Raw genomic sequence first — 17,554 nt, 5'->3', positions numbered from 1 at the left:
CCGGCCGACCTACGGCACGATCGTCACGAACAGATATGCCGCGAAGATCACCAGGTGGACGGCGCCTTGCAGCACCGTGGTCTTGCCCGTGCCCAGCGACAGCGTCGACACGAACAGCGACAGCGCCAACAGCACCACGCTCTTGGCCGAGATGCCGAGTGCCAGCGGCAGGTCGAGCAGCAGCGACACGATCGCCACCGCCGGGATGGTCAGCCCGATCGTCGCCAACGCCGATCCCAGCGCCAGGTTGAGGCTGGTCTGCAACCGATTGCGCTTGGCCGCGCGATAGGCCGCCAGGCTCTCGGGCGCGAGCACCAGCGCGGCGATGACGACGCCGACCAGCGCCAGCGGCAGGCTTGCGCCCAGGATCGCCCCCTCGACGGTGGGCGACAGATCCTTGGCGAGAAGCACCACGACGACCAGTGCCACCAGCAGCACCGCGAACGCGCTCCACGCGGCGGTGTCGGTGGGTGGCTCGGCATGCGCGTCGGCGGGCAGCGCCTCACCCTGCGGCAGGAAATAATCGCGGTGACGGACCGTCTGCACCATCACGAAGGTGCCGTAGAGGATCAATGACACGACCGCGACGAACACCAGCTGCGACGGCGCATAGGTCGGCCCCGGCGTGGTCGCCGTGTAGTTGGGCAGGACCAGCGACAGCACCGCCATCGCCGCCAGCACGCACAAGGTGGCGGAAACCCCGCGCAGGGTGAAACGCTGCTCGCCGTGGCGGATGCCGCCCGCCAGCAGGCACAGACCGACGATGAAGTTGAGGATAATCATGATCGCCGCGAACACCGTGTCGCGCGCCAGCGTGGACGCGTCGCCCGCGTCGGACAGCATCAGGCTGACGATCAGCGACACCTCGATCACCGTCACCGCGACCGCCAGCACCAGCGTGCCGAACGGCTCGCCGACACGGTGGGCGACGACCTCCGCATGATGGACGGCGGCGAGCACGCTGCCGATCAGCACGACGATCGCCACGATCGTCCCGATGCCGCCCACCTTGGCAAGCGACAGCAGGATTGCGGCGACGCCGGCCAGCGGAAAGGCGATCGTCCACCATGGCAGCGCCAGCCGCCGTAGCAGAGCGCGCTTGGTCGAAGGCGGTGGTATGGTCTCGTCGTTCATCCGAATTCCCCTGTTAGAAAGGGGAATGCACGACGGGTCGTTCTAGGTCCGGGAGCGATCGCGCGTTGACGACGGCGGGGCGGTTGTGGCACTCGCCATCACGTCGCGGGTGTAGCTCAATGGTAGAGCAGAAGCTTCCCAAGCTTACGACGAGGGTTCGATTCCCTTCACCCGCTCCATCCCTACTCCGGCACCTGCCAGTTGAACTCGTCGAGCGCGGCCTCGGCCGTCTTGCCCAGATGGTGGACGAAGTTCTGGAACAGCGGCACCGTGAAGGTGACGAGAACAGGGTCCGCATCCGGCTCGCGGAAGGTGAGCACGACGAAGCGGGTGCCCGTCTCGTCGATCATGAGGCCCGTTTCCATCGCGGCCGGGCCGCTGGGGCTGATGACGATCTCGGCCATGGGCGTGTGTTCCTTATCGCGCTCGGTACAGGGCGGGCCACAGGACGAGCCCGCCCAGGTCGATAGCGGCGTGGAGCAGCACGACCAGCCACAATGCGCCGCTTATCAGCAGGATCGCCGTCATCACGGCGCCGAACAGCCCGGTCGCGACGACCCCGCGCCATCCCTGATAGCGGTGCAGCCCGGCGAACACGAGCGTCGCCGCGCCGAAGCCCAGCAGCGCGCTGCCGGTGAAGATCGCGATCAGCAGCGGCAGCAGCAGGCGGAAGAACAGCTCCTCCGCCACGCCCGCGACCAGCGCGACGGCGGCACCCCAGGGCAGTTCCGCGCGCGACCGCGGCATCAGCGATCCCGGTTTACCGATCGGCCGGCCACCACGCCGCGCGCGCCAGCCCGCCACCGCCAGCCCGATCGCGACACCGCCGATCGCGCCACCGGCGACCTCGGCGAGCGCCATTGCCGGCAGCATCGCGCGGAGAGGCGCGAACTCCATCGGCAGCCGCCAGAGCGCGTCGACCCGGCCGAGCAGCGCCAGGCCGGCGAGCGTCGATAATCCGAACGCCGCGCCCACGCGCGCCATCCACCGCCGATACCGCGCCGCACGGCTCGGCGGCGATGGCGTCCTTCGCGCGAACCAGCCGACCGCTGCCAGCGCGAGCGCCAGCAGCAGGCCGGCGGGCATTACAGCCGGTGCTCGCCCTTCACCCAGCGCACCGTGCCCGAGGAGGCGCGCATCACGACGCTCTCGGTCGTCATCTTGCCCTTGCCGCGCTTGACGCCCGCCAGCAGCGACCCATCGGTAACGCCGGTCGCGGCGAAGATGCAGTCGCCGCGCGCGAGCTCGGTCAGGTCGTACTGCTTGTCGAGGTCGGTCACGCCCCATTTGGCGGCGCGGGCGCGCTCGTCGTCGTTGCGGAACAGCAGCCGGCCCTTGAACTGCCCACCAACGCAGCGCAGCGCCGCGCAGGCGAGCACACCCTCCGGCGCGCCGCCCTGCCCCATGTAGAGGTCGATCGTCGTGTCGGGATCGCTGGTCGCGATCACGCCCGCCACGTCGCCGTCGCCGATCAGCACCACGCCGCAGCCGACTTGGCGCAGCTCGTCGATGATCGCCTGGTGGCGCGGGCGGTCGAGCACGCACACCATGATCTCGCGCGGATCGACGCCCTTGGCCGCCGCCACCGCGCGGACGTTCTCCGCCGGGCTGCGGTCGAGGTCGATGACGTTCGCCGGATAGCCGGGGCCGACCGCGATCTTGTCCATGTACACGTCGGGCGCGTTGAGCAGGCCGCCCTTCTCCGAGATCGCCAGCACGGCCAGGCTGTTCGGGCCGGCGGTGGCGCAGATCGTCGTACCCTCCAGCGGGTCGAGCGCGATGTCGATCGCGGGGCCCTGGCCGGTGCCGACCTTCTCGCCGATGTAGAGCATCGGCGCCTCGTCGCGCTCGCCCTCGCCGATCACCACGGTGCCGTCGATGTCGAGGTCGTTGAACGCGGCCCGCATCGCCTCCACGGCGGCGGCGTCGGCCGCCTTCTCGTCGCCGCGTCCGGTGAGCGTCGACGCGGCGATGGCGGCGGCCTCGGTGACGCGCACCATCTCCAGCACGAGGACGCGGTCGAGGGGGTTGCTGCTGTCGGTCATGAAGGCTCCCGGATATGTTCGGGGGCGAGCGTTAGCGCACGCGAGGCGCGGCGTCACCGGGCGTAACGTCTCGCAAATTCCTCGTCCGGCATGACCAGGTATCGCACCGCGTCGATCAGCGCCCAAGGCGCGCTGACGAGCAGGCCGACGATGGTGATGCTCAGAACAAGCATCGCGATTCCGGAGCCGTTCCTGCCAAGATAGAAGCGGTGAATGCCGAGCGTGCCGAGGAAGAACGCCAGTAAGGCAGCGATGATCTTGTTGCGATCGCTCGCCGTGGTGGGCGCTGCGGGGCTCACCGCGGCAGGCACGGAGCCGGGTGCCACCGGCATCGGAAAGATGCTCTGCGCGCGACTGTCGATCGGGTCGAAATCGACGTGCAAGCCGATGGCGGGCTCGCCGCTATGCGCCCAATCATCGGGCCGAAACGTGTAGCGGCGGCCATCGTCGCCCGCGACCAGTCCATCACCGGTCCGCCGGTCCACCCCCAAGATCTGCCCGCGCATCTTATCCCCCGTCCTACCTCATCATCCGCTTCATCACCGTCGATGCAAGACGGTAATGCTCAATCCCGCAGCAGATCGTTGATCGACGTCTTCGACCGCGTCTGCGCGTCCACGCGCTTGACGATCACCGCGCAGTACAGGCCGGGCTTGCCCTCGCCCCCGCCCGTCGAGCCGGGCACGACGACGGCATAGGGCGGCACCTCGCCCTTCGTCACTTCTCCCGTCTCGCGATCGATGATCTTGGTCGAGGCGCCGAGGTACACGCCCATCGACAGCACCGCGCCCTCACCGACGCGGACGCCCTCCGCCACCTCCGATCGCGCGCCGATAAAGGCGCCGTCGCCGATGATGACCGGGTCCGCCTGAAGCGGCTCCAGCACGCCGCCGATGCCGGCGCCGCCCGACAAATGGACGTTCCGGCCGATCTGCGCGCACGACCCGACCGTCGCCCAGGTATCGACCATCGTGCCCTCGCCGACATAGGCACCGATGTTGACGAAACTCGGCATCAGGATCGCGCCTTTGCCGACGAAGGCGCCGCGACGCACGACCGAACCCGGCACCGCGCGGAAGCCGGCAGCGCGGAACGCGTCCTCGCCCCAGCCGGCGAATTTGGTCGGCACCTTGTCGAACCAGGGCGCCTCGCCCATCACCTTGTTGTCGTTCAGGCGAAAGCTGAGCAGCACCGCCTTCTTCAGCCACTGATTGACCCGCCAACCGCCGGCTCCGTCGGGCTCCGCCACGCGCGCCTCGCCGCGGTCGAGCAGCGCCAGCGCCTCCTCCACCGCCGCGCGCACGTCGCCGCCGGTGTCGAGGCCGAGGGTCGCGCGATCGTCCCAGGCGGCGTCGATGGTCGTGGACAGGTCGGTCATGCGGTCTCCAATATTTCGTGCAGCCACGGCGTCAGCGCCGGCACGGTATAGTCGATGAAGCTGCGGTCGGCATCGGCGGCCTGCTCGGACCCGTTGTCGATCCACACGGTGGTCATGCCGATCGCCTTGGCAGGCTTCAGGTTACGCGCCATGTCCTCGACGAACAGCGCCGTCGCCGGATCGATGGCGAATGCGGCGCAAAGGCCGGCATAGGCGCTGGCCTGCGGCTTGGGCGCGAGGTCCATCGCGTGAATGTCGTGGACGCCCTCGAAACTGCCGCCGAGGCCGAGCCGGTCGAGCACCTTCAGCGCGTAGGGCCGGTCGCCGTTGGTGAAGACCAGCTTGCGCCCGGGCAGCCGCGCCAGGGCGGCGGCGAGCGGCAGGTCCTCCTCCAGCACCTCCATCTCGATATCGTGGACGTAATCGAGGAACGCGTGCGGATCGACCTGGTGCTCCGCCATCAAGCCGGCCAGCGTGGTGCCGTGCCCGAGAAAATACGCCTTCTGCACCCGCCTCGCCTCGATCGGGTCGACGCGGAGCAGCTCGCCGATGAAGGCGGTCATCCGCGCGTCGATGCGCGCGAACAGATTGGCCGATGCCGGGTACAGCGTGTTGTCGAGATCGAAGATCCAGGTGCGGACATGGGCGAGCGCGGCGATCATCGGCTGCCAGCCTGTAGGCAGGCCCCTGGCCGGGGACAAGAGGCGGGGCGGCCGGGGCGGTCGCCGCCCCGTCTCTTGGCGGCCCTCAAGGAATCCGGTACGCTGCCGTATATCATAAGGGCTTATGGGGGAGTGCATCGGCGAATGCGTGTCGATCGTCGATGGCTGGGCAGTGCCGCGATCGCCGCGCTCCTCGGTGGCTGCGGTGGTGGCGGCGATGTCGCCACCATCCCCGCGCCCCCGCCCGAAACACCCGCGCCGACGCCTGCCCCCACGCCGGCGCCTACCCCTGCACCGACGCCGGCCCCCACACCCGCGCCGACCCCGTCGGGTGCGCCGTTCGACACCGCCGAGTACCGGGCGACGGTGGGCGCGGTGTCGCTGAACGCACTGGCCGCGTACAATCGTGGCGCCACGGGTGCCGGGGTGGCGATCGGCATCATCGATACCGGCATCGATCTCGCCAGCGAGGAGTTCGGCAGCCGCATCTCCTCCGCCTCCGTGTCGGTCGCCGGCAACGGCACGATCGACGACGAGGGCGGCCACGGCACCGCCGTCGCCTTCACTGCCGCCGGACGCCGCAACGGCACGGGCACGCACGGCGTCGCGTTCGATTCGACGCTCGTCGTTCTGCGCGCCGACCGACCGGGATCATGCGCGACCGAGGTAACCGACGACAAGGACACCGGCTGCCGTTTCGGCACGGACGCGATCGCGCGCGGGGTTGATGCGGCGCGCACCGCCAACGCGCGGGTCATCAACATCTCGCTCGGCGGCGATTCGATGGGGGCGCAGTTGACCGCCGCGATCGGCCGCGCCACCGCCGCCGGCATCGTCGTGGTGATCGCCGCGGGCAACGACGGCACGCCCGATCCCAGCGGCTTCAGCGCGGTCGCCAACAACGCGGCGGTGGCGCGCAACCAGGTCATCATCGCCGGTTCGGTCGGCGCGAACGACGCGATCTCGACCTTCTCCGACCGAGCCGGGGCCAGCGCCGCGCATTTCCTGTCCGCCGTGGGCGAGCGGGTGCGCGCGCCCGACGAGAACAACGTGCCGTTCTTGTGGTCGGGCACCTCCTTCGCCGCGCCGCAGATCACCGGCGCGATCGCGCTGCTGGCGCAGGCATTCCCCAATCTGTCGGGCGCGCAGATCGTGGAGCTGCTCTACGCCACCGCGCGCGACGCGGGCGCGCCGGGCGTCGACGCGATCTACGGCCGCGGCGTGATCGACCTCGCCCGCGCGTTCCAGCCGGTCGGCGCCACCGCGATGGCGGGCAGCGCGGTGCCGGTATCGACGGCCGAGGCGCTGGGCACCACCTCCGCGCCGATGGGCGACGCGCGGCAGAGCGGGTTGGGCGCGGTGATCCTGGACGGGTACGGCCGCGCCTTCGGCATCGACCTGGCGCAGTCGCTCGCCCGCGGCGCGGCCCCGCGCGTGTTCGGCGGCGCACTCCAGTCGGACGTGCGCGCGCTGACCATGAACCGCGGCAGCACCGCGGTGTCGGTCACGCTGGTGCCGTCGCGCGACCGCGGGGGCGTCGACGTACAGGCGACGCAGCTCGGCATCGCCGACGCGCGCGCCGCCCGCGCGATCGCCGGATCGGTGGTGCAGCGGCTGGGCAGCCGGCTGTCGTTCGGGATCGGCATCGCGCAAGGGGCGACCGCGATGACCGCGCAGCTAGACGGGCGGCGCGACCCCGCCTTCCTGGTCGCCGCCGACCGCGGGTTGGGCGTGGAGGCGAGGCCGCGCGGCGCGGTGGCGCTGCGGCAGCGGTTCGGGCGGCTGGGCGTCACCATCGCCGCCGCGTCAAGCGACCTCTTGGTCGGGCGCGAAACCGCGTGGCTGGGCGATCGCCCGTGGAGCCGCCACCGCGTCAACCAGGCGACGATTACGCTCGACCGGCAGGCGGGGCCGCTGGCGCTGCGCGTCGCGGGCAGCCGGATGGCGGAGCGCGACACGCTGCTCGGCGCGCAGTTCGGCGGCGCCCTCGGTGCCCCGCGCGCGACCAGCTGGTTCGCGGAAGGGGCGGCGCGCCTGTCGACCGGCGACGGGTGGACGATCGGGGGCAGCTGGCGCCAGGGCTGGACGTCGGCGCGCCTGATCCGCCAGTTCCAGGCAGGCGGATCGGTGCGCACCGACAGCTGGTCCGCCGACCTCGGCAGGGACGGCGTGTTCGGTGCCGACAGCCTGGGACTTCGCGTCGCGCAGCCGCTGCGCGTCACGTCGGGCGGCATCGACCTGCGGTTGCCGACCCTATACGACTATGCCACGCAGTCGGTGGCGACCTGGACCGCGCAGCGCCTCAACCTGGCGCCCGACGGCCGCGAACTCGACCTGGAGCTGCGCTACGCCCGTCGGCTGGGGCCGGGTGATCTTTCCACCAATCTCTTCTGGCGCCGCGACCCCGGCAATGTCGCCGCGCTGCCGGACGATCGCGGGTGGGCGGTGCGGTACGCGATGGGGTTCTAACCCCCTTTCGTCACGCCGGGCTCGTCCCGACCTCCAGGGCCAAGCAGCGCTGACGGTCATTACCTGGATGCCGGGGCGAGCCCGGCATGACGATAGGGAAAGGCGCGCTTCGTCGCCAAGAAGCCGATGGCGGCTAGTAGCAGGCCCCTGCCCTCCCCATCTCGCTTCCATGACCCAGCTCTCCTTTCTCGACCTCGTCCCCGTGGTGCAGGGCGGCACCGTCGGCGATGCGCTGGCTCGTGCCGCCGATCTGGCCGCGCACGCGGAAGCGGTTGGCTTCTCGCGCTACTGGGTGGCCGAGCATCACGGCATGACCGGCATCGCCTCCGCCGCGACGGCGGTGGTGATCGGCCACGTCGCCGCCGCGACGACGACGATCCGCGTCGGCGCGGGCGGGATCATGCTGCCCAATCACGCGCCGCTGGTCATCGCCGAACAGTTCGGCACGCTCGACGCGCTCCATCCCGGCCGGATCGACCTGGGACTGGGCCGTGCGCCCGGCAGCGACCAGCGCGTCGCCCGCGCGCTGCGCCGCACGCTCGACAGCGACCCCAATACCTTCCCGCAGGACGTGCTGGAGCTGCGAAGCTACTTCGCCGACGATGGCCAGACCGGCATCGTCGCCACGCCGGGTGCCGGCGCCAAGCCGCAGCTGTGGATCCTGGGATCGAGCCTCTACGGCGCGCAGGTCGCCGCCGCGCTCGGCCTGCCTTACGCCTTCGCCTCGCACTTCGCACCCGAAGCGCTCGATCAGGCGCTGGCGGTGTATCGCCGCGACTTCCAGCCCTCGGCGCAACTCGATCGGCCCTACGCCATGGCCGGGTTCAACGTCTTCGCCGCCGATACCGACGCGGAGGCGGAACTGCTCGCCTCCTCCCAGGCGCAATCGTTCGTGGCGCTGCGCACCGGCCGCCCCGTGCAGCTGCCGCCGCCGGTCGCGGGCTATCGTGCGGGGCTGGGTGCGCAGGGCAACGCGATCCTCGACCAGGTGCTCGCCTGCTCGGCGATCGGCGGCCCGGCCACCGTCGCCGCAGGCCTCGCCGCCTTCGTCGAGCGGACGGGCGTGGACGAGGTGATGGTGACCAGCGCCATCTACGACCAGGCCGCCCGCAAGCGCTCGCTGGCGCTGACGGTGGAGGCGGCGCGCGAGGTCAGGCTGGCGGCGTGACGCCGCTGGCGGCGGGCAGCCGCAGCCGGACCAGCAGGCCGCCGAGATCCTCGCTCTCCTCCAGGCTGACGCTGCCCTCGTAGATTTCCGCCACGTCGCGGACGATCGCCAGGCCCAGGCCGGTGCCGGGCTTGCCCGTGTCGAGCCGGACGCCGCGGTCGAAGATGCGCGTGCGCTCCTCCGCGGGAATGCCGGTGCCGTCGTCCTCCACCAGGATCTCGACGAAGCCCGCCTGCGACGTCACCGTCACGAACACGCTGCCGCCGCCGTATTTGGCCGCGTTCTCGATCAGATTGCCCAGCATCTCGTCCAGGTCCTGCCGCTCGACGTGCACCGCCAGGTCCTTGGGACCGTCCACGTCGATGCGGACGTGGCGGTACAGGCGGGCGACGGCGCGCTCGACCGACTCGACGCTGGGCCACACGTCGGCGCGGCTGTGCGCCGAACCGCGCCGGCCGACGGCGCGCGCCCGCGCGAGGTGATGGTCGACCTGCCGGCGCATCGTCCGCGCCTCGCGGATCACCGTGTCGGCCAGGTCGTCGGCCTGCGCGGTGGCCGCGTTCATGATGACGGTGAGCGGCGTCTTCAGCGCGTGGGCGAGGTTGCCCGCGTGGCGCCGTGCCTCCTCCGCCTGGCGCTCGTTGTGTTCGATCAGAGCGTTCAGCTCCTCGACCATCGGCTGCACTTCCTCCGGCATCGCCGCCGACACCCGCGTCGATGCACCCGCGCGCATCCGCGCGATCTCCGCGCGCACCTGGCGCAGCGGCCACAGGCCGTAGAAGGTCTGAAGCGCGGCGAGCACGATCAGCCCCAGCGCGAGCAGCGCGAACGATCGTACCAGCGTGCGGCGGATCACCGCGATCTGCGCGTCCAGCCCGGAGCGGCTCTGCGCCACCTGGAACCGCCAACGGACGTTGCTGCCGGGCAGCCGCACGTCGCGCTCGACCACGCGCAGCCGCTCGTCGCCGAACTGGAGGCTGTCGTAGCTGTGGACTCCCCGGTCATGGTGCGGCGCGCCGTAGGCCAGCCGCCGGTCCCACAGCGAGCGCGACGGGAACGGCTCGCGCCCCGGAGCCGAAACCTGCCAGTAGAGCCCGGACCCCGGTTCCAGGAACCGCTGGTCCGCCGCCTCGCGCGTGAAGATCACCTCGCCGTCGGGTCCGATCTCCGACGACACGATCAGCGCGGTCATGACATATTCCAGCTGATCGTCGGCGTTCTGCGTCACCGCGGAGGCGAGCACCCGGTCGAGCGCGAAGCCGCCGCCCGCCAGCAGCAGCGTGATCCACGCCGCCGCGATCAGGATCATCCGGCGCGAGAGCGAGCCGGTGGCGCGGGCCGTCACCCCTCTTCCCTCAGGCGTCCGGGTCTTCCAGGCTGTATCCGAGACCGCGGATGGTGGTGATGACGTCCTGCCCCAGCTTCTTCCTGATGCGCGTCACGAACACCTCAATCGTGTTGGAGTCGCGATCGAAATCCTGGTCGTAGATATGCTCGATCAACTCGGTGCGGCTGACCACCTTGCCCTTGTGATGGAGCAGGTAGCTGAGCAGCTTGTACTCCTGCGCGGTCAGCTTCACCGGATCGCCGCCGCGCGTCACCTTGCCGCTGCGGGTGTCGAGCCGCACGTCGCCCGCGGTCAGCTCGGACGAGGCGTTGCCGCTCGCCCGGCGGATCAACGCGCGCAGGCGGGCGATCAGCTCCTCCGTCTGGAACGGCTTGGCGACGTAATCGTCGGCGCCCGCGTCCAGCCCCGCCACCTTGTCGGACCAGCTGTCGCGCGCGGTGAGGACGAGGACGGGCATCGTCTTGCCTTCCTTCCGCCAACGGTCGAGCACGGTCAGCCCGTCGATCTCCGGCAGGCCCAGGTCGAGCACCACCGCGTCGTACGTCTCGCTTTGGCCGAGATACAGCCCCTCCTCGCCATCGGTGGCCAGGTCGATGGCATAGCCCGCGCCCTCCAGCGTGTTCTTCAGCTGCTGGCCGAGATTGGGCTCGTCCTCGACGATGAGTACGCGCATTCTTGTCTCCTTCGAAACCGGGCCGCCGGCTGTGTCGCGATCAACGCCTTACCATCAACGTCCGGTCCGGCCCAGTATCTGCCCCGACCGCCCGTCCACCTCGACCCAGATCACCGATCCGTTGCGCAGGAATTTCAGCGTGTAGATACTGGTCGACGAGTCGAAGTCGAAGCCGAGATATTCCGCCCCCGGCACCGCCGGCACCACGCGCTTCAGGATCTCGGGCAGCGGCATCAGCTTGCCCTTCCGCCTGGCCTGATAGACCGACATCTGGTCGCCGCGCTGCATCGGCTCGGTGGCGAACACCGGCGTCGCGGTCGCGATCAGCAGCAGGGAGACGAGAGTCTTCATGGGTCGGTGGCGTAGCTACCGCGCGTTGAACCCGTTGTGAATGGGCGTCGCGCCGCCTACGTCGCCGGCAACATGGCGGCACCCATCCTCTCCTTCGAACAACTCGGCCTCGTCCAGGGCTCGGGCTGGCTCTTTCGCGACCTCGACATCCATATCGGCGCGCGCGACCGACTGGCGCTGATCGGCAGGAACGGGGCCGGCAAGAGCACGCTCCTGAAGCTCCTGGCGGGCAGCATCGAGCCGGACGAGGGGCGCCGCACGGTCGTGCCGGGCACCCGCGTGGTGATGCTGGAACAGGACCCGGACGTGTCGCGCTTCTCCACCTTGCGCGATTACGTGGAGGCGGGCGACGACGCGCCCGTCGGCCACGAATCCGCCGCGATCGCCGACCAGCTCGGCATCGACCTCGACCGCGACGCCGCCACCGCGTCCGGTGGCGAGCGGCGCCGCGCCGCGATCGTCCGCGCGCTGGCGCAGGAGCCGGACGTGCTGCTGCTCGACGAGCCCACCAACCACCTCGACATCGCCGCGATCGACTGGCTGGAGGGATGGCTCGGCCGCTTCACCGGCGCCTTCGTCGCGATCAGCCACGACCGTACGTTCCTGACCCGGCTGACGAAACAGACGCTGTGGCTCGATCGCGGCAGCGTCCGCCGGGCCGAGATCGGCTTCGGCGGGTTCGAGGCGTGGACCGAGCAGGTCCATGCCGAGGAGCAGCGCAATGCCGAACGGCTCGACGCCAAGCTCAAGATCGAGGAGCACTGGCTGCAACGCGGCGTCACCGGCCGTCGCCGCCGCAACCAGGGCCGTCTCGCCAAGCTGAAGGAGATGCGCGCCGAGCGGGCCGCGATGATGGGGCCGCAGGGCACCGCCGCGATCGGTCTCGGCCATGAGGACGGGCGATCGAAGGTGGTGATCGACGCCGACCATGTCACCAAACGTTATGGCGAGCGCCCGATCATCCGCGACTTCTCGCTTCGCGTCACCCGCGGCGACCGGATCGGCATCGTCGGCGCGAACGGCGCGGGGAAGACCTCGCTGCTTCGCCTGCTGACGGGCGAGATGGCGCCCGACGAGGGCAGCATCCGTCTGGCCAAGACGCTCGACGGCATCGTCATCGATCAGCAGCGCCGGCTGATGGCGCCCGAGAAGACGGTGCGCGACGTGCTGGCCGATGGCGGCGAGTGGATCGACGTGCTCGGCAGCCGCAAGCATGTCCACGGCTATCTCAAGGAGTTCCTGTTCGATCCCAATCTGGTCGATGCCAAGGTCGGCACGCTGTCGGGCGGCGAACGCTCGCGCCTGCTGCTCGCGCGCGAGTTCGCCCGGCCGTCGAACCTGCTGGTACTGGACGAGCCGACCAACGATCTCGACCTGGAGACGCTCGACCTGCTGCAGGAGGTGATCGGCGATTACGAGGGTACGGTGCTGATCGTCAGCCACGACCGCGACTTCCTCGACCGCACCGTCACCGTGACGCTGGGCTTGGACGGCAGCGGCACCGTGGACGTGGTCGCCGGCGGCTACGAGGATTGGGAGAAGCGGCGCCGGGCCAAGGCGGAGGCGAAGAAGCCCAAGGCCGCCGCCGCTCCCGCCCCGGTGGCGGCGCCCGCGCGGAAACTGTCGTACAAGGACCAGCGCGATTACGACCTGCTCCCCAAGCGCATCGAGGAGATCGACCGTGCCATCGCGCGCGATGAGGACTTGCTCGCCGATCCGACGCTCTACACGCGCGATCACGCGACCTTCGCGCGGCTGACAAAGGCGATCGACGCCGCCCGCGCGGAGAAGGACGCCGCGGAGATGCGCTGGCTGGACCTGGCCGAACAGGTCGAGGCGCTGGCCTAGACTCGAAGTCGATCGGGTGTATTCACTTCCGTTCGCCCTGAGCGAAGTCGAAGGGCACGCCTCCACAAGGTGCTTCGACGGCGCTCGGCACGAACGGATGATTCAAACTGATCGAAGCCGACCCTGAGCCCTATAGCGCCCGACCCTCCCGCCCGGCCAAGTCGACGACGTACTGCCAGGCGACCCGCCCCGAACGGCTGCCGCGCGTCGTCGCCCAGCCGAGCGCGTCGGCCTCGTCCACCGGCAGCCCGTGCACGGCGGCATGGTGGCGGACGATCGCCAGATAACCGTCCTGGTCGACCGCGTGGAACCCCAGGCTCAGGCCGAAGCGGTCGGCGAGCGCCAGCTGGTCGTCCACCGCGTCGCGCGGATTGATCGCGCTCGACTGTTCGGCGATGTCGCGCGGTTGCAGGTGGCGGCGATTGGCGGTGACGAGCAGCCGGACGTTCGCCGGGCGCGGTTCCGCGCCGCCGTCCAGCGAGGAGCGCAGGCTGCGCGCCTCCCCCGCCGCCTCGACGCCGAGATCGTCGACGAACAGCGCGAACGCGCGGCCGATCGGTGCCAGTATCGCGAACAGTGCCGGCAGGTCGGCGAGATCGCTCGTCGCCACCAGCGCCAGGTCGCCGCCCTCGCCCTGCACCGCGGCCACCGCGCTCTTGACCAACGCCGACTTGCCCGTGCCGCGCGCGCCCCACAGCAGCACGTCCTGTGCCGCGTGCCCGGCGGCCAGCCGGCGCAGGTTGGCGAGCAGCGCCGCCTTCTGCCGCTCCACGCCCAGCAGCCCGTCCAGCGGTAGCGCCGCGAAGCCGCGCGACACGGCGAGGGCGCCGCCCTGCCATCGATAGGCCGGGTGCGCGCGCAGGTCGGCCGGCGGCGTCGGCGGCGGGGACAGCCGCTCCAGCGCGGCGGCGATGCGATCGAGCGGGTCCATGCCCCAGCGCCTTGGCGAGCGTCCGTCGCCCATGCAACCTCGTCAGGCGTGCAGGTCGTAGCTCTTGAGCAGGTCGTAGAGCGTCGGCCGGCTCACCCCCAGCAGCCGCGACGCGCCCGCGATGTTGCCGTCCGCCTGCGCCAGCGCGCGCCCGATCGCGCGACGATCGGCGTCCTCGCGGGCGGCGCGCAGGTCGAGGTCGGCCGCGGCCGGCTCCAGGTCCAGGTCGGCGGCGGTGACGTGGCGCCCGTCGGCCATGATGACGGCGCGCTTCACCCGGTTCTCCAGCTCGCGCACGTTGCCGGGCCAGCCATGGGCGTCGATCGCCGCGCGTGCGTCGGCGGACAGGCCGGTGACCACCGGATTGAGCGTCGGCGCGAACCGCGCGACGAACGCCTTGGCCAGCAGCGCGGCGTCGCCCGTACGCTCCCGCAGCGCGGGGATGCGAACGACGATCTCCGCCAGCCGGTAATAAAGGTCGTCGCGGAACCGCCCGTCGGCGACCATCGCGTCGACGTCCCGGTGCGTCGCGCATACCACGCGCGTGTCGACGGCGATCGCCTTGCGCCCGCCGATCCGCTCGATCACCCGTTCCTGGAGGAAGCGCAGCAGCTTGACCTGGAGCGGCAGCGGCACGTCGCCGATCTCGTCCAGGAACAACGTGCCGCCCGCCGCCTGCTCGATCTTGCCCGCCACGGTGCGCACCGCGCCCGTGAAGGCGCCCTTCTCGTATCCGAACAGCTCGGCCTCGAGCAGCGTCTCGGGAATGGCGGCGCAGTTGATCGCGACGAACTCGCCCATCCGGCGCGCGCCGGAATCGTGCAGCCCGCGCGCGAGCAGTTCCTTGCCCGTGCCGCTGGCGCCGAGCAGCATCACCGATACGTCGGCGCGGGCGACGCGCTCCAGCTGGCGCGCCACCGCCGCCATCTCGGGCGCGGCGTAGAGCAGGCCGCCGAAGCCCGGCCGCTCCTGCCCGACCAGCCGGCGGTTCTCCGCCTCCAGCGCGTGGACGTGAAAGGCACGACCGACGATCAGGCCCAGCGTATCGATGTCGATCGGCTTGGCATAGAAATCCCAGGCGCCGTCCTCGACCGCGCGCAACGCGCTCTCGCGCGCGCCGTGGCCGGACGCGACCACCACCTTGGTCGTGGGCGCCTGCGCCAGGATGGCGTGGAGCGTCGCGAAACCCTCGGTCGTGCCGTCGGGATCGGGCGGCAGGCCCAGGTCGAGCGTCACCACCGCCGGCCGATGCTGGCGCACCGCCTCCAGCGCGGCGGCACGGTCGGGCGCCACCACCACCTCGTACGCCTCGTACGCCCAGCGCAGCTGGCGGGCGAGGCCGGCATCGTCCTCGACGACGAGCAGCACCGGGCGCGTCATGCCGCCGCCTCCAGCGCGGGGGCGAGCGGCAGGACGATGCGGAACCGCGTGCCCGCACCTTCGCGGCTGTCCACGTCCAGCGTGCCGTTCATGGCGCGGATCAGCTGCCGCGCCTCGTACGCGCCGATGCCGAAGCCGATGGGCTTGGTGGAGGCGAAGGGGCGGAACAGCTTGTCACGGACGAACTCCGCGCTCATTCCCACGCCTTCGTCGATCACGTCGATCGTCACTTTCTCTCCCTGCCCAACCACGACGCGAACCGGCAGGACGCCGCCCGCCTCGGCCGCGTTCTGGACGAGATGGCCGATCGCCTGTTCGAGCCGGCCGGGCGCGGCCAGGGCGAGCGCGGCCGTGGCCTCCACCACGATCGGTCCGGTGGCGCGGCGGGCAGCGGCCAGGCGATGGACGAGAGCGGTCACGTCGACCGGCTGCACCGATTCGGCCCGTCCCATATCGAGCTGACCCAGGCGGCCGAGCAGCGCCGTCATCCGCCCTGCCCCGTCGCGCAGCGTCTCGATCATGTCGACGCGGAAGGCGGGATTGTCGGCGTGCCGCTCCGCGTTGCGCGCGACCAGGGTGAGCTGACTGGCGACGTTCTTGATGTCGTGGAGCAGGAAGGCGAAACGGCGGTTGAATTCTTCGAAACGGGCCGCGTCGGCGAGCGCCGCCTGGGCGCGGTTCTCCGCCAGGTAGCTGGCGGCCTGACGACCGGCGACGCGGAGCAGGTCGAGATCCTCCCAATCGAGCTGCCGGTCGATCGGCGGCCGGGCCAGCACGATCGCGCCCGTCAGCAGGTCGCCGTGGATCAGCGGCACCATCACCCAGGCGTCGTGCGCAACACGAAGCCAGGATGGCAACGTCCCTGCGCGTCGCTCCTCGTCCAGCGCGACGATATGGCCGCCGGCGAGGCGACCCGCCAGCGCGGGGTCGGCGACCGGCTCGCCGGTGCCCGGCCACGCCCAGTGCGCGAGTGGCACCAGCTGGTCGTCGTCGCGACAGAGCAGCAGCCCGGCGGGCGAGTCGGTCAGGTCGGCGAGCGCCTTGACTAGGCGACGCGGCAACGGCTCGCCGTCGGTCGGCCGGCCCAGCGTGGCGGCAAAGCGCTGCCACTCGACGCGGTAGTCGTAGCGGTGCGCGAACAGGTGCTTGGCGAGCTTCACCCGCATCCACGCGCGCAGCCACGGCGTGGAAGCGAGCGTCAGCAGCGCCACGGTGGCGCCCAGCACGATCGCGATCTGCACCGGCCGGGCATAAGCGGGATCGAGCCCTCCGGCGCGATCCGCGGCGAGCGCCGTCAGCGCGAGATAGCAGCCGCCGACCGCGACGCCGATCAACCGGATCGCGGCGGTCCGCGACAGCGTCGGCCCGCCCGCGCCGCGGCGCTGCGCTGCCACCGCGATGCCGCTGCCGACCGCCAGCATGACGCCGCCGCGCACGACACCCAGCCAGGCCGGCCACTCGCCGGCGATCAGGGCGACGGTGGCGACGATCAGGTCGATGCTCCACGATCCGACCAGTGCCAACGCCATCCAGCGCCCGTCGTGACGGACGTTCTGGGCCAAATGGCAGAGCAGCATCAGCGCGGCGAGCGAGGCGAGCGCGATCAGCATCTGACGCACGGCATCGGCCGCGGCCATCGTCGCGGGGGCCAGCGGTCCCGTCATCGCCAGTGACACGACTGCCGTTGCTGCGACGACGCCGATCGTCACCGCGTAGAGCATCGCGATGGCTCGGTTGCCTGCCCGTTCGCGGCGGATCAGCATCGCGGCGAAGCACAGCCAGGCAATGTCGCGGGCCGTCTTGGCCAACCGGGTGGCGATGTCGTGCGCATCGATCCCGGCCACGGCCAGCGCCCACAGGGCGGTGAGCAGCGCCGCCGTGATGAACGACCAGCGCGGCCAGTCTCGCCCCCCGCCGCGCAGACCGGCGAGCGCCATGGCGCCGAACAGCAGCGCGACCAGCGCGTGGGTCCACAGATTGAGCATTGCGGTCACCGTCGCGTGCTCCGGCCGGCGACGATGCCGTGGAAGATCATGCGCGTCCCATCCCGAGGTCGCCGCGATGCTGGTCAGCCGACATGCGCGAAGTCTTGCCGCAGATTCACCAAGAAAGGCTGAACGACCGCGCCGCGATGGCGGTCAGGTCAGGATGCCGGGCAGGCTCCGCC

16 protein-coding genes and 1 tRNA gene are annotated in these 17,554 nt (G+C 71.0%); 4 read left to right on the top strand and 13 right to left on the bottom strand.

Annotated features, from left to right (window positions below; genetic code table 11):
* Positions 1–9: 9 nt before the first annotated feature.
* Positions 10–1,134 carry a calcium:cation antiporter gene (locus BM145_RS09015; RefSeq protein WP_093333325.1) on the bottom strand — a complete coding sequence of 375 codons (1,125 nt, stop codon included), beginning with the start codon at positions 1,132–1,134 and terminating at the stop codon, positions 10–12.
* Positions 1,135–1,239: 105 nt separating this feature from the next.
* Between BM145_RS09015 and BM145_RS09010 the strand changes: the two genes are divergently transcribed.
* Positions 1,240–1,313, top strand: a tRNA-Gly gene (locus BM145_RS09010).
* Between the two features lie 3 nt (positions 1,314–1,316).
* On the opposite strand, the gene BM145_RS09005 is transcribed toward BM145_RS09010, so the two are convergent.
* From BM145_RS09005 to BM145_RS08980, 6 genes are read right to left on the bottom strand one after another with little or no spacing between them, the layout of a single operon-like run.
* Positions 1,317–1,538, bottom strand: coding sequence for a hypothetical protein (locus BM145_RS09005; protein ID WP_093333324.1), 222 nt, complete (start codon positions 1,536–1,538; stop codon positions 1,317–1,319).
* Positions 1,539–1,551: 13 nt separating this feature from the next.
* Entirely contained in the window at positions 1,552–2,220 is a 669-nt protein-coding gene (locus BM145_RS09000) for a CPBP family intramembrane glutamic endopeptidase (protein ID WP_093333323.1), read from the bottom strand.
* The gene (gene glpX / locus BM145_RS08995; protein ID WP_093333322.1) at positions 2,220–3,179 is read right to left on the bottom strand and encodes a class II fructose-bisphosphatase; all 960 of its coding nucleotides are present in this window, start codon (positions 3,177–3,179) and stop codon (positions 2,220–2,222) included. Before glpX ends, BM145_RS09000 begins: the two co-directional genes overlap by 1 nt.
* A 53-nt stretch (positions 3,180–3,232) precedes the next feature.
* On the bottom strand, positions 3,233–3,685 hold the full coding sequence (locus tag BM145_RS08990) for a TM2 domain-containing protein (RefSeq protein WP_093333321.1): 453 nt from the start codon (positions 3,683–3,685) through the stop codon (positions 3,233–3,235).
* A gap of 59 nt (positions 3,686–3,744) precedes the next feature.
* Positions 3,745–4,557: a 2,3,4,5-tetrahydropyridine-2,6-dicarboxylate N-succinyltransferase gene (gene dapD, locus BM145_RS08985; protein WP_093333320.1), complete on the bottom strand. Its 813-nt coding sequence runs from the start codon at positions 4,555–4,557 to the stop codon at positions 3,745–3,747.
* On the bottom strand, positions 4,554–5,219 hold the full coding sequence (locus tag BM145_RS08980) for a pyrimidine 5'-nucleotidase (protein WP_093333319.1): 666 nt from the start codon (positions 5,217–5,219) through the stop codon (positions 4,554–4,556). The genes dapD and BM145_RS08980 overlap by 4 nt, the downstream gene beginning before the upstream one ends.
* Positions 5,220–5,363: 144 nt before the next feature.
* Between BM145_RS08980 and BM145_RS08975 the strand changes: the two genes are divergently transcribed.
* Positions 5,364–7,688: a S8 family peptidase gene (locus BM145_RS08975; protein WP_093333318.1), complete on the top strand. Its 2,325-nt coding sequence runs from the start codon at positions 5,364–5,366 to the stop codon at positions 7,686–7,688.
* Between the two features lie 169 nt (positions 7,689–7,857).
* Entirely contained in the window at positions 7,858–8,856 is a 999-nt protein-coding gene (locus BM145_RS08970; protein WP_093333317.1) for an LLM class flavin-dependent oxidoreductase, read from the top strand.
* On the opposite strand, the gene BM145_RS08965 is transcribed toward BM145_RS08970, so the two are convergent.
* From BM145_RS08965 to BM145_RS08955, 3 genes are read right to left on the bottom strand one after another with little or no spacing between them, the layout of a single operon-like run.
* The gene (locus BM145_RS08965; RefSeq protein WP_093333417.1) at positions 8,840–10,165 is read right to left on the bottom strand and encodes a sensor histidine kinase; all 1,326 of its coding nucleotides are present in this window, start codon (positions 10,163–10,165) and stop codon (positions 8,840–8,842) included. The genes BM145_RS08970 and BM145_RS08965 overlap by 17 nt on opposite strands.
* A gap of 46 nt (positions 10,166–10,211) precedes the next feature.
* The gene (locus BM145_RS08960) at positions 10,212–10,877 is read right to left on the bottom strand and encodes a response regulator transcription factor (RefSeq protein WP_093333316.1); all 666 of its coding nucleotides are present in this window, start codon (positions 10,875–10,877) and stop codon (positions 10,212–10,214) included.
* A gap of 54 nt (positions 10,878–10,931) precedes the next feature.
* Positions 10,932–11,228 carry a PepSY domain-containing protein gene (locus BM145_RS08955; RefSeq protein WP_093333315.1) on the bottom strand — a complete coding sequence of 99 codons (297 nt, stop codon included), beginning with the start codon at positions 11,226–11,228 and terminating at the stop codon, positions 10,932–10,934.
* Between the two features lie 72 nt (positions 11,229–11,300).
* Here BM145_RS08955 and BM145_RS08950 point away from each other — a divergent pair, with 72 nt between their 5' ends.
* Positions 11,301–13,076, top strand: a complete 1,776-nt coding sequence (locus BM145_RS08950; RefSeq protein ID WP_093333416.1) for an ABC-F family ATP-binding cassette domain-containing protein — start codon at positions 11,301–11,303, stop codon at positions 13,074–13,076.
* 130 nt (positions 13,077–13,206) lie between these two features.
* Here the strand turns inward: BM145_RS08950 and BM145_RS08945 are convergent, their stop codons facing one another.
* Genes BM145_RS08945 through prsK form a run of 3 tightly spaced genes read right to left on the bottom strand, consistent with a single transcriptional unit; the run spans position 13,207 to position 17,372 of the window.
* On the bottom strand, positions 13,207–14,007 hold the full coding sequence (locus tag BM145_RS08945; protein ID WP_093333314.1) for an ATP-binding protein: 801 nt from the start codon (positions 14,005–14,007) through the stop codon (positions 13,207–13,209).
* Positions 14,008–14,049: 42 nt separating this feature from the next.
* Positions 14,050–15,387, bottom strand: a complete 1,338-nt coding sequence (gene prsR, locus BM145_RS08940; protein WP_093333313.1) for a PEP-CTERM-box response regulator transcription factor — start codon at positions 15,385–15,387, stop codon at positions 14,050–14,052.
* Positions 15,384–17,372, bottom strand: coding sequence for an XrtA/PEP-CTERM system histidine kinase PrsK (gene prsK / locus BM145_RS08935; protein ID WP_093333312.1), 1,989 nt, complete (start codon positions 17,370–17,372; stop codon positions 15,384–15,386). The genes prsR and prsK overlap by 4 nt, the downstream gene beginning before the upstream one ends.
* Positions 17,373–17,554: the final 182 nt, after the last annotated feature.

Origin of the sequence: Sphingomonas rubra, from assembly GCF_900115745.1 — a bacterium.
Taxonomy (GTDB): domain Bacteria; phylum Pseudomonadota; class Alphaproteobacteria; order Sphingomonadales; family Sphingomonadaceae; genus Sphingomonas; species Sphingomonas rubra.
The sequence above is the reverse complement of the archived record's forward strand: the minus strand, read 5'-3'. Positions and strand labels throughout refer to the sequence as shown.

Coding starts and splice junctions, on each gene's coding strand:
- BM145_RS09015 (WP_093333325.1), bottom strand. CDS start 1,134: ATGAACGACGAGACCATACCACCGCCTTCGACCAAGCGCGCTCTGCTA.
- BM145_RS09005 (WP_093333324.1), bottom strand. CDS start 1,538: ATGGCCGAGATCGTCATCAGCCCCAGCGGCCCGGCCGCGATGGAAACG.
- BM145_RS09000 (WP_093333323.1), bottom strand. CDS start 2,220: ATGCCCGCCGGCCTGCTGCTGGCGCTCGCGCTGGCAGCGGTCGGCTGG.
- glpX (WP_093333322.1), bottom strand. CDS start 3,179: ATGACCGACAGCAGCAACCCCCTCGACCGCGTCCTCGTGCTGGAGATG.
- BM145_RS08990 (WP_093333321.1), bottom strand. CDS start 3,685: ATGCGCGGGCAGATCTTGGGGGTGGACCGGCGGACCGGTGATGGACTG.
- dapD (WP_093333320.1), bottom strand. CDS start 4,557: ATGACCGACCTGTCCACGACCATCGACGCCGCCTGGGACGATCGCGCG.
- BM145_RS08980 (WP_093333319.1), bottom strand. CDS start 5,219: ATGATCGCCGCGCTCGCCCATGTCCGCACCTGGATCTTCGATCTCGAC.
- BM145_RS08975 (WP_093333318.1), top strand. CDS start 5,364: ATGCGTGTCGATCGTCGATGGCTGGGCAGTGCCGCGATCGCCGCGCTC.
- BM145_RS08970 (WP_093333317.1), top strand. CDS start 7,858: ATGACCCAGCTCTCCTTTCTCGACCTCGTCCCCGTGGTGCAGGGCGGC.
- BM145_RS08965 (WP_093333417.1), bottom strand. CDS start 10,165: ATGATCCTGATCGCGGCGGCGTGGATCACGCTGCTGCTGGCGGGCGGC.
- BM145_RS08960 (WP_093333316.1), bottom strand. CDS start 10,877: ATGCGCGTACTCATCGTCGAGGACGAGCCCAATCTCGGCCAGCAGCTG.
- BM145_RS08955 (WP_093333315.1), bottom strand. CDS start 11,228: ATGAAGACTCTCGTCTCCCTGCTGCTGATCGCGACCGCGACGCCGGTG.
- BM145_RS08950 (WP_093333416.1), top strand. CDS start 11,301: ATGGCGGCACCCATCCTCTCCTTCGAACAACTCGGCCTCGTCCAGGGC.
- BM145_RS08945 (WP_093333314.1), bottom strand. CDS start 14,007: ATGGACCCGCTCGATCGCATCGCCGCCGCGCTGGAGCGGCTGTCCCCG.
- prsR (WP_093333313.1), bottom strand. CDS start 15,387: ATGACGCGCCCGGTGCTGCTCGTCGTCGAGGACGATGCCGGCCTCGCC.
- prsK (WP_093333312.1), bottom strand. CDS start 17,372: ATGCTCAATCTGTGGACCCACGCGCTGGTCGCGCTGCTGTTCGGCGCC.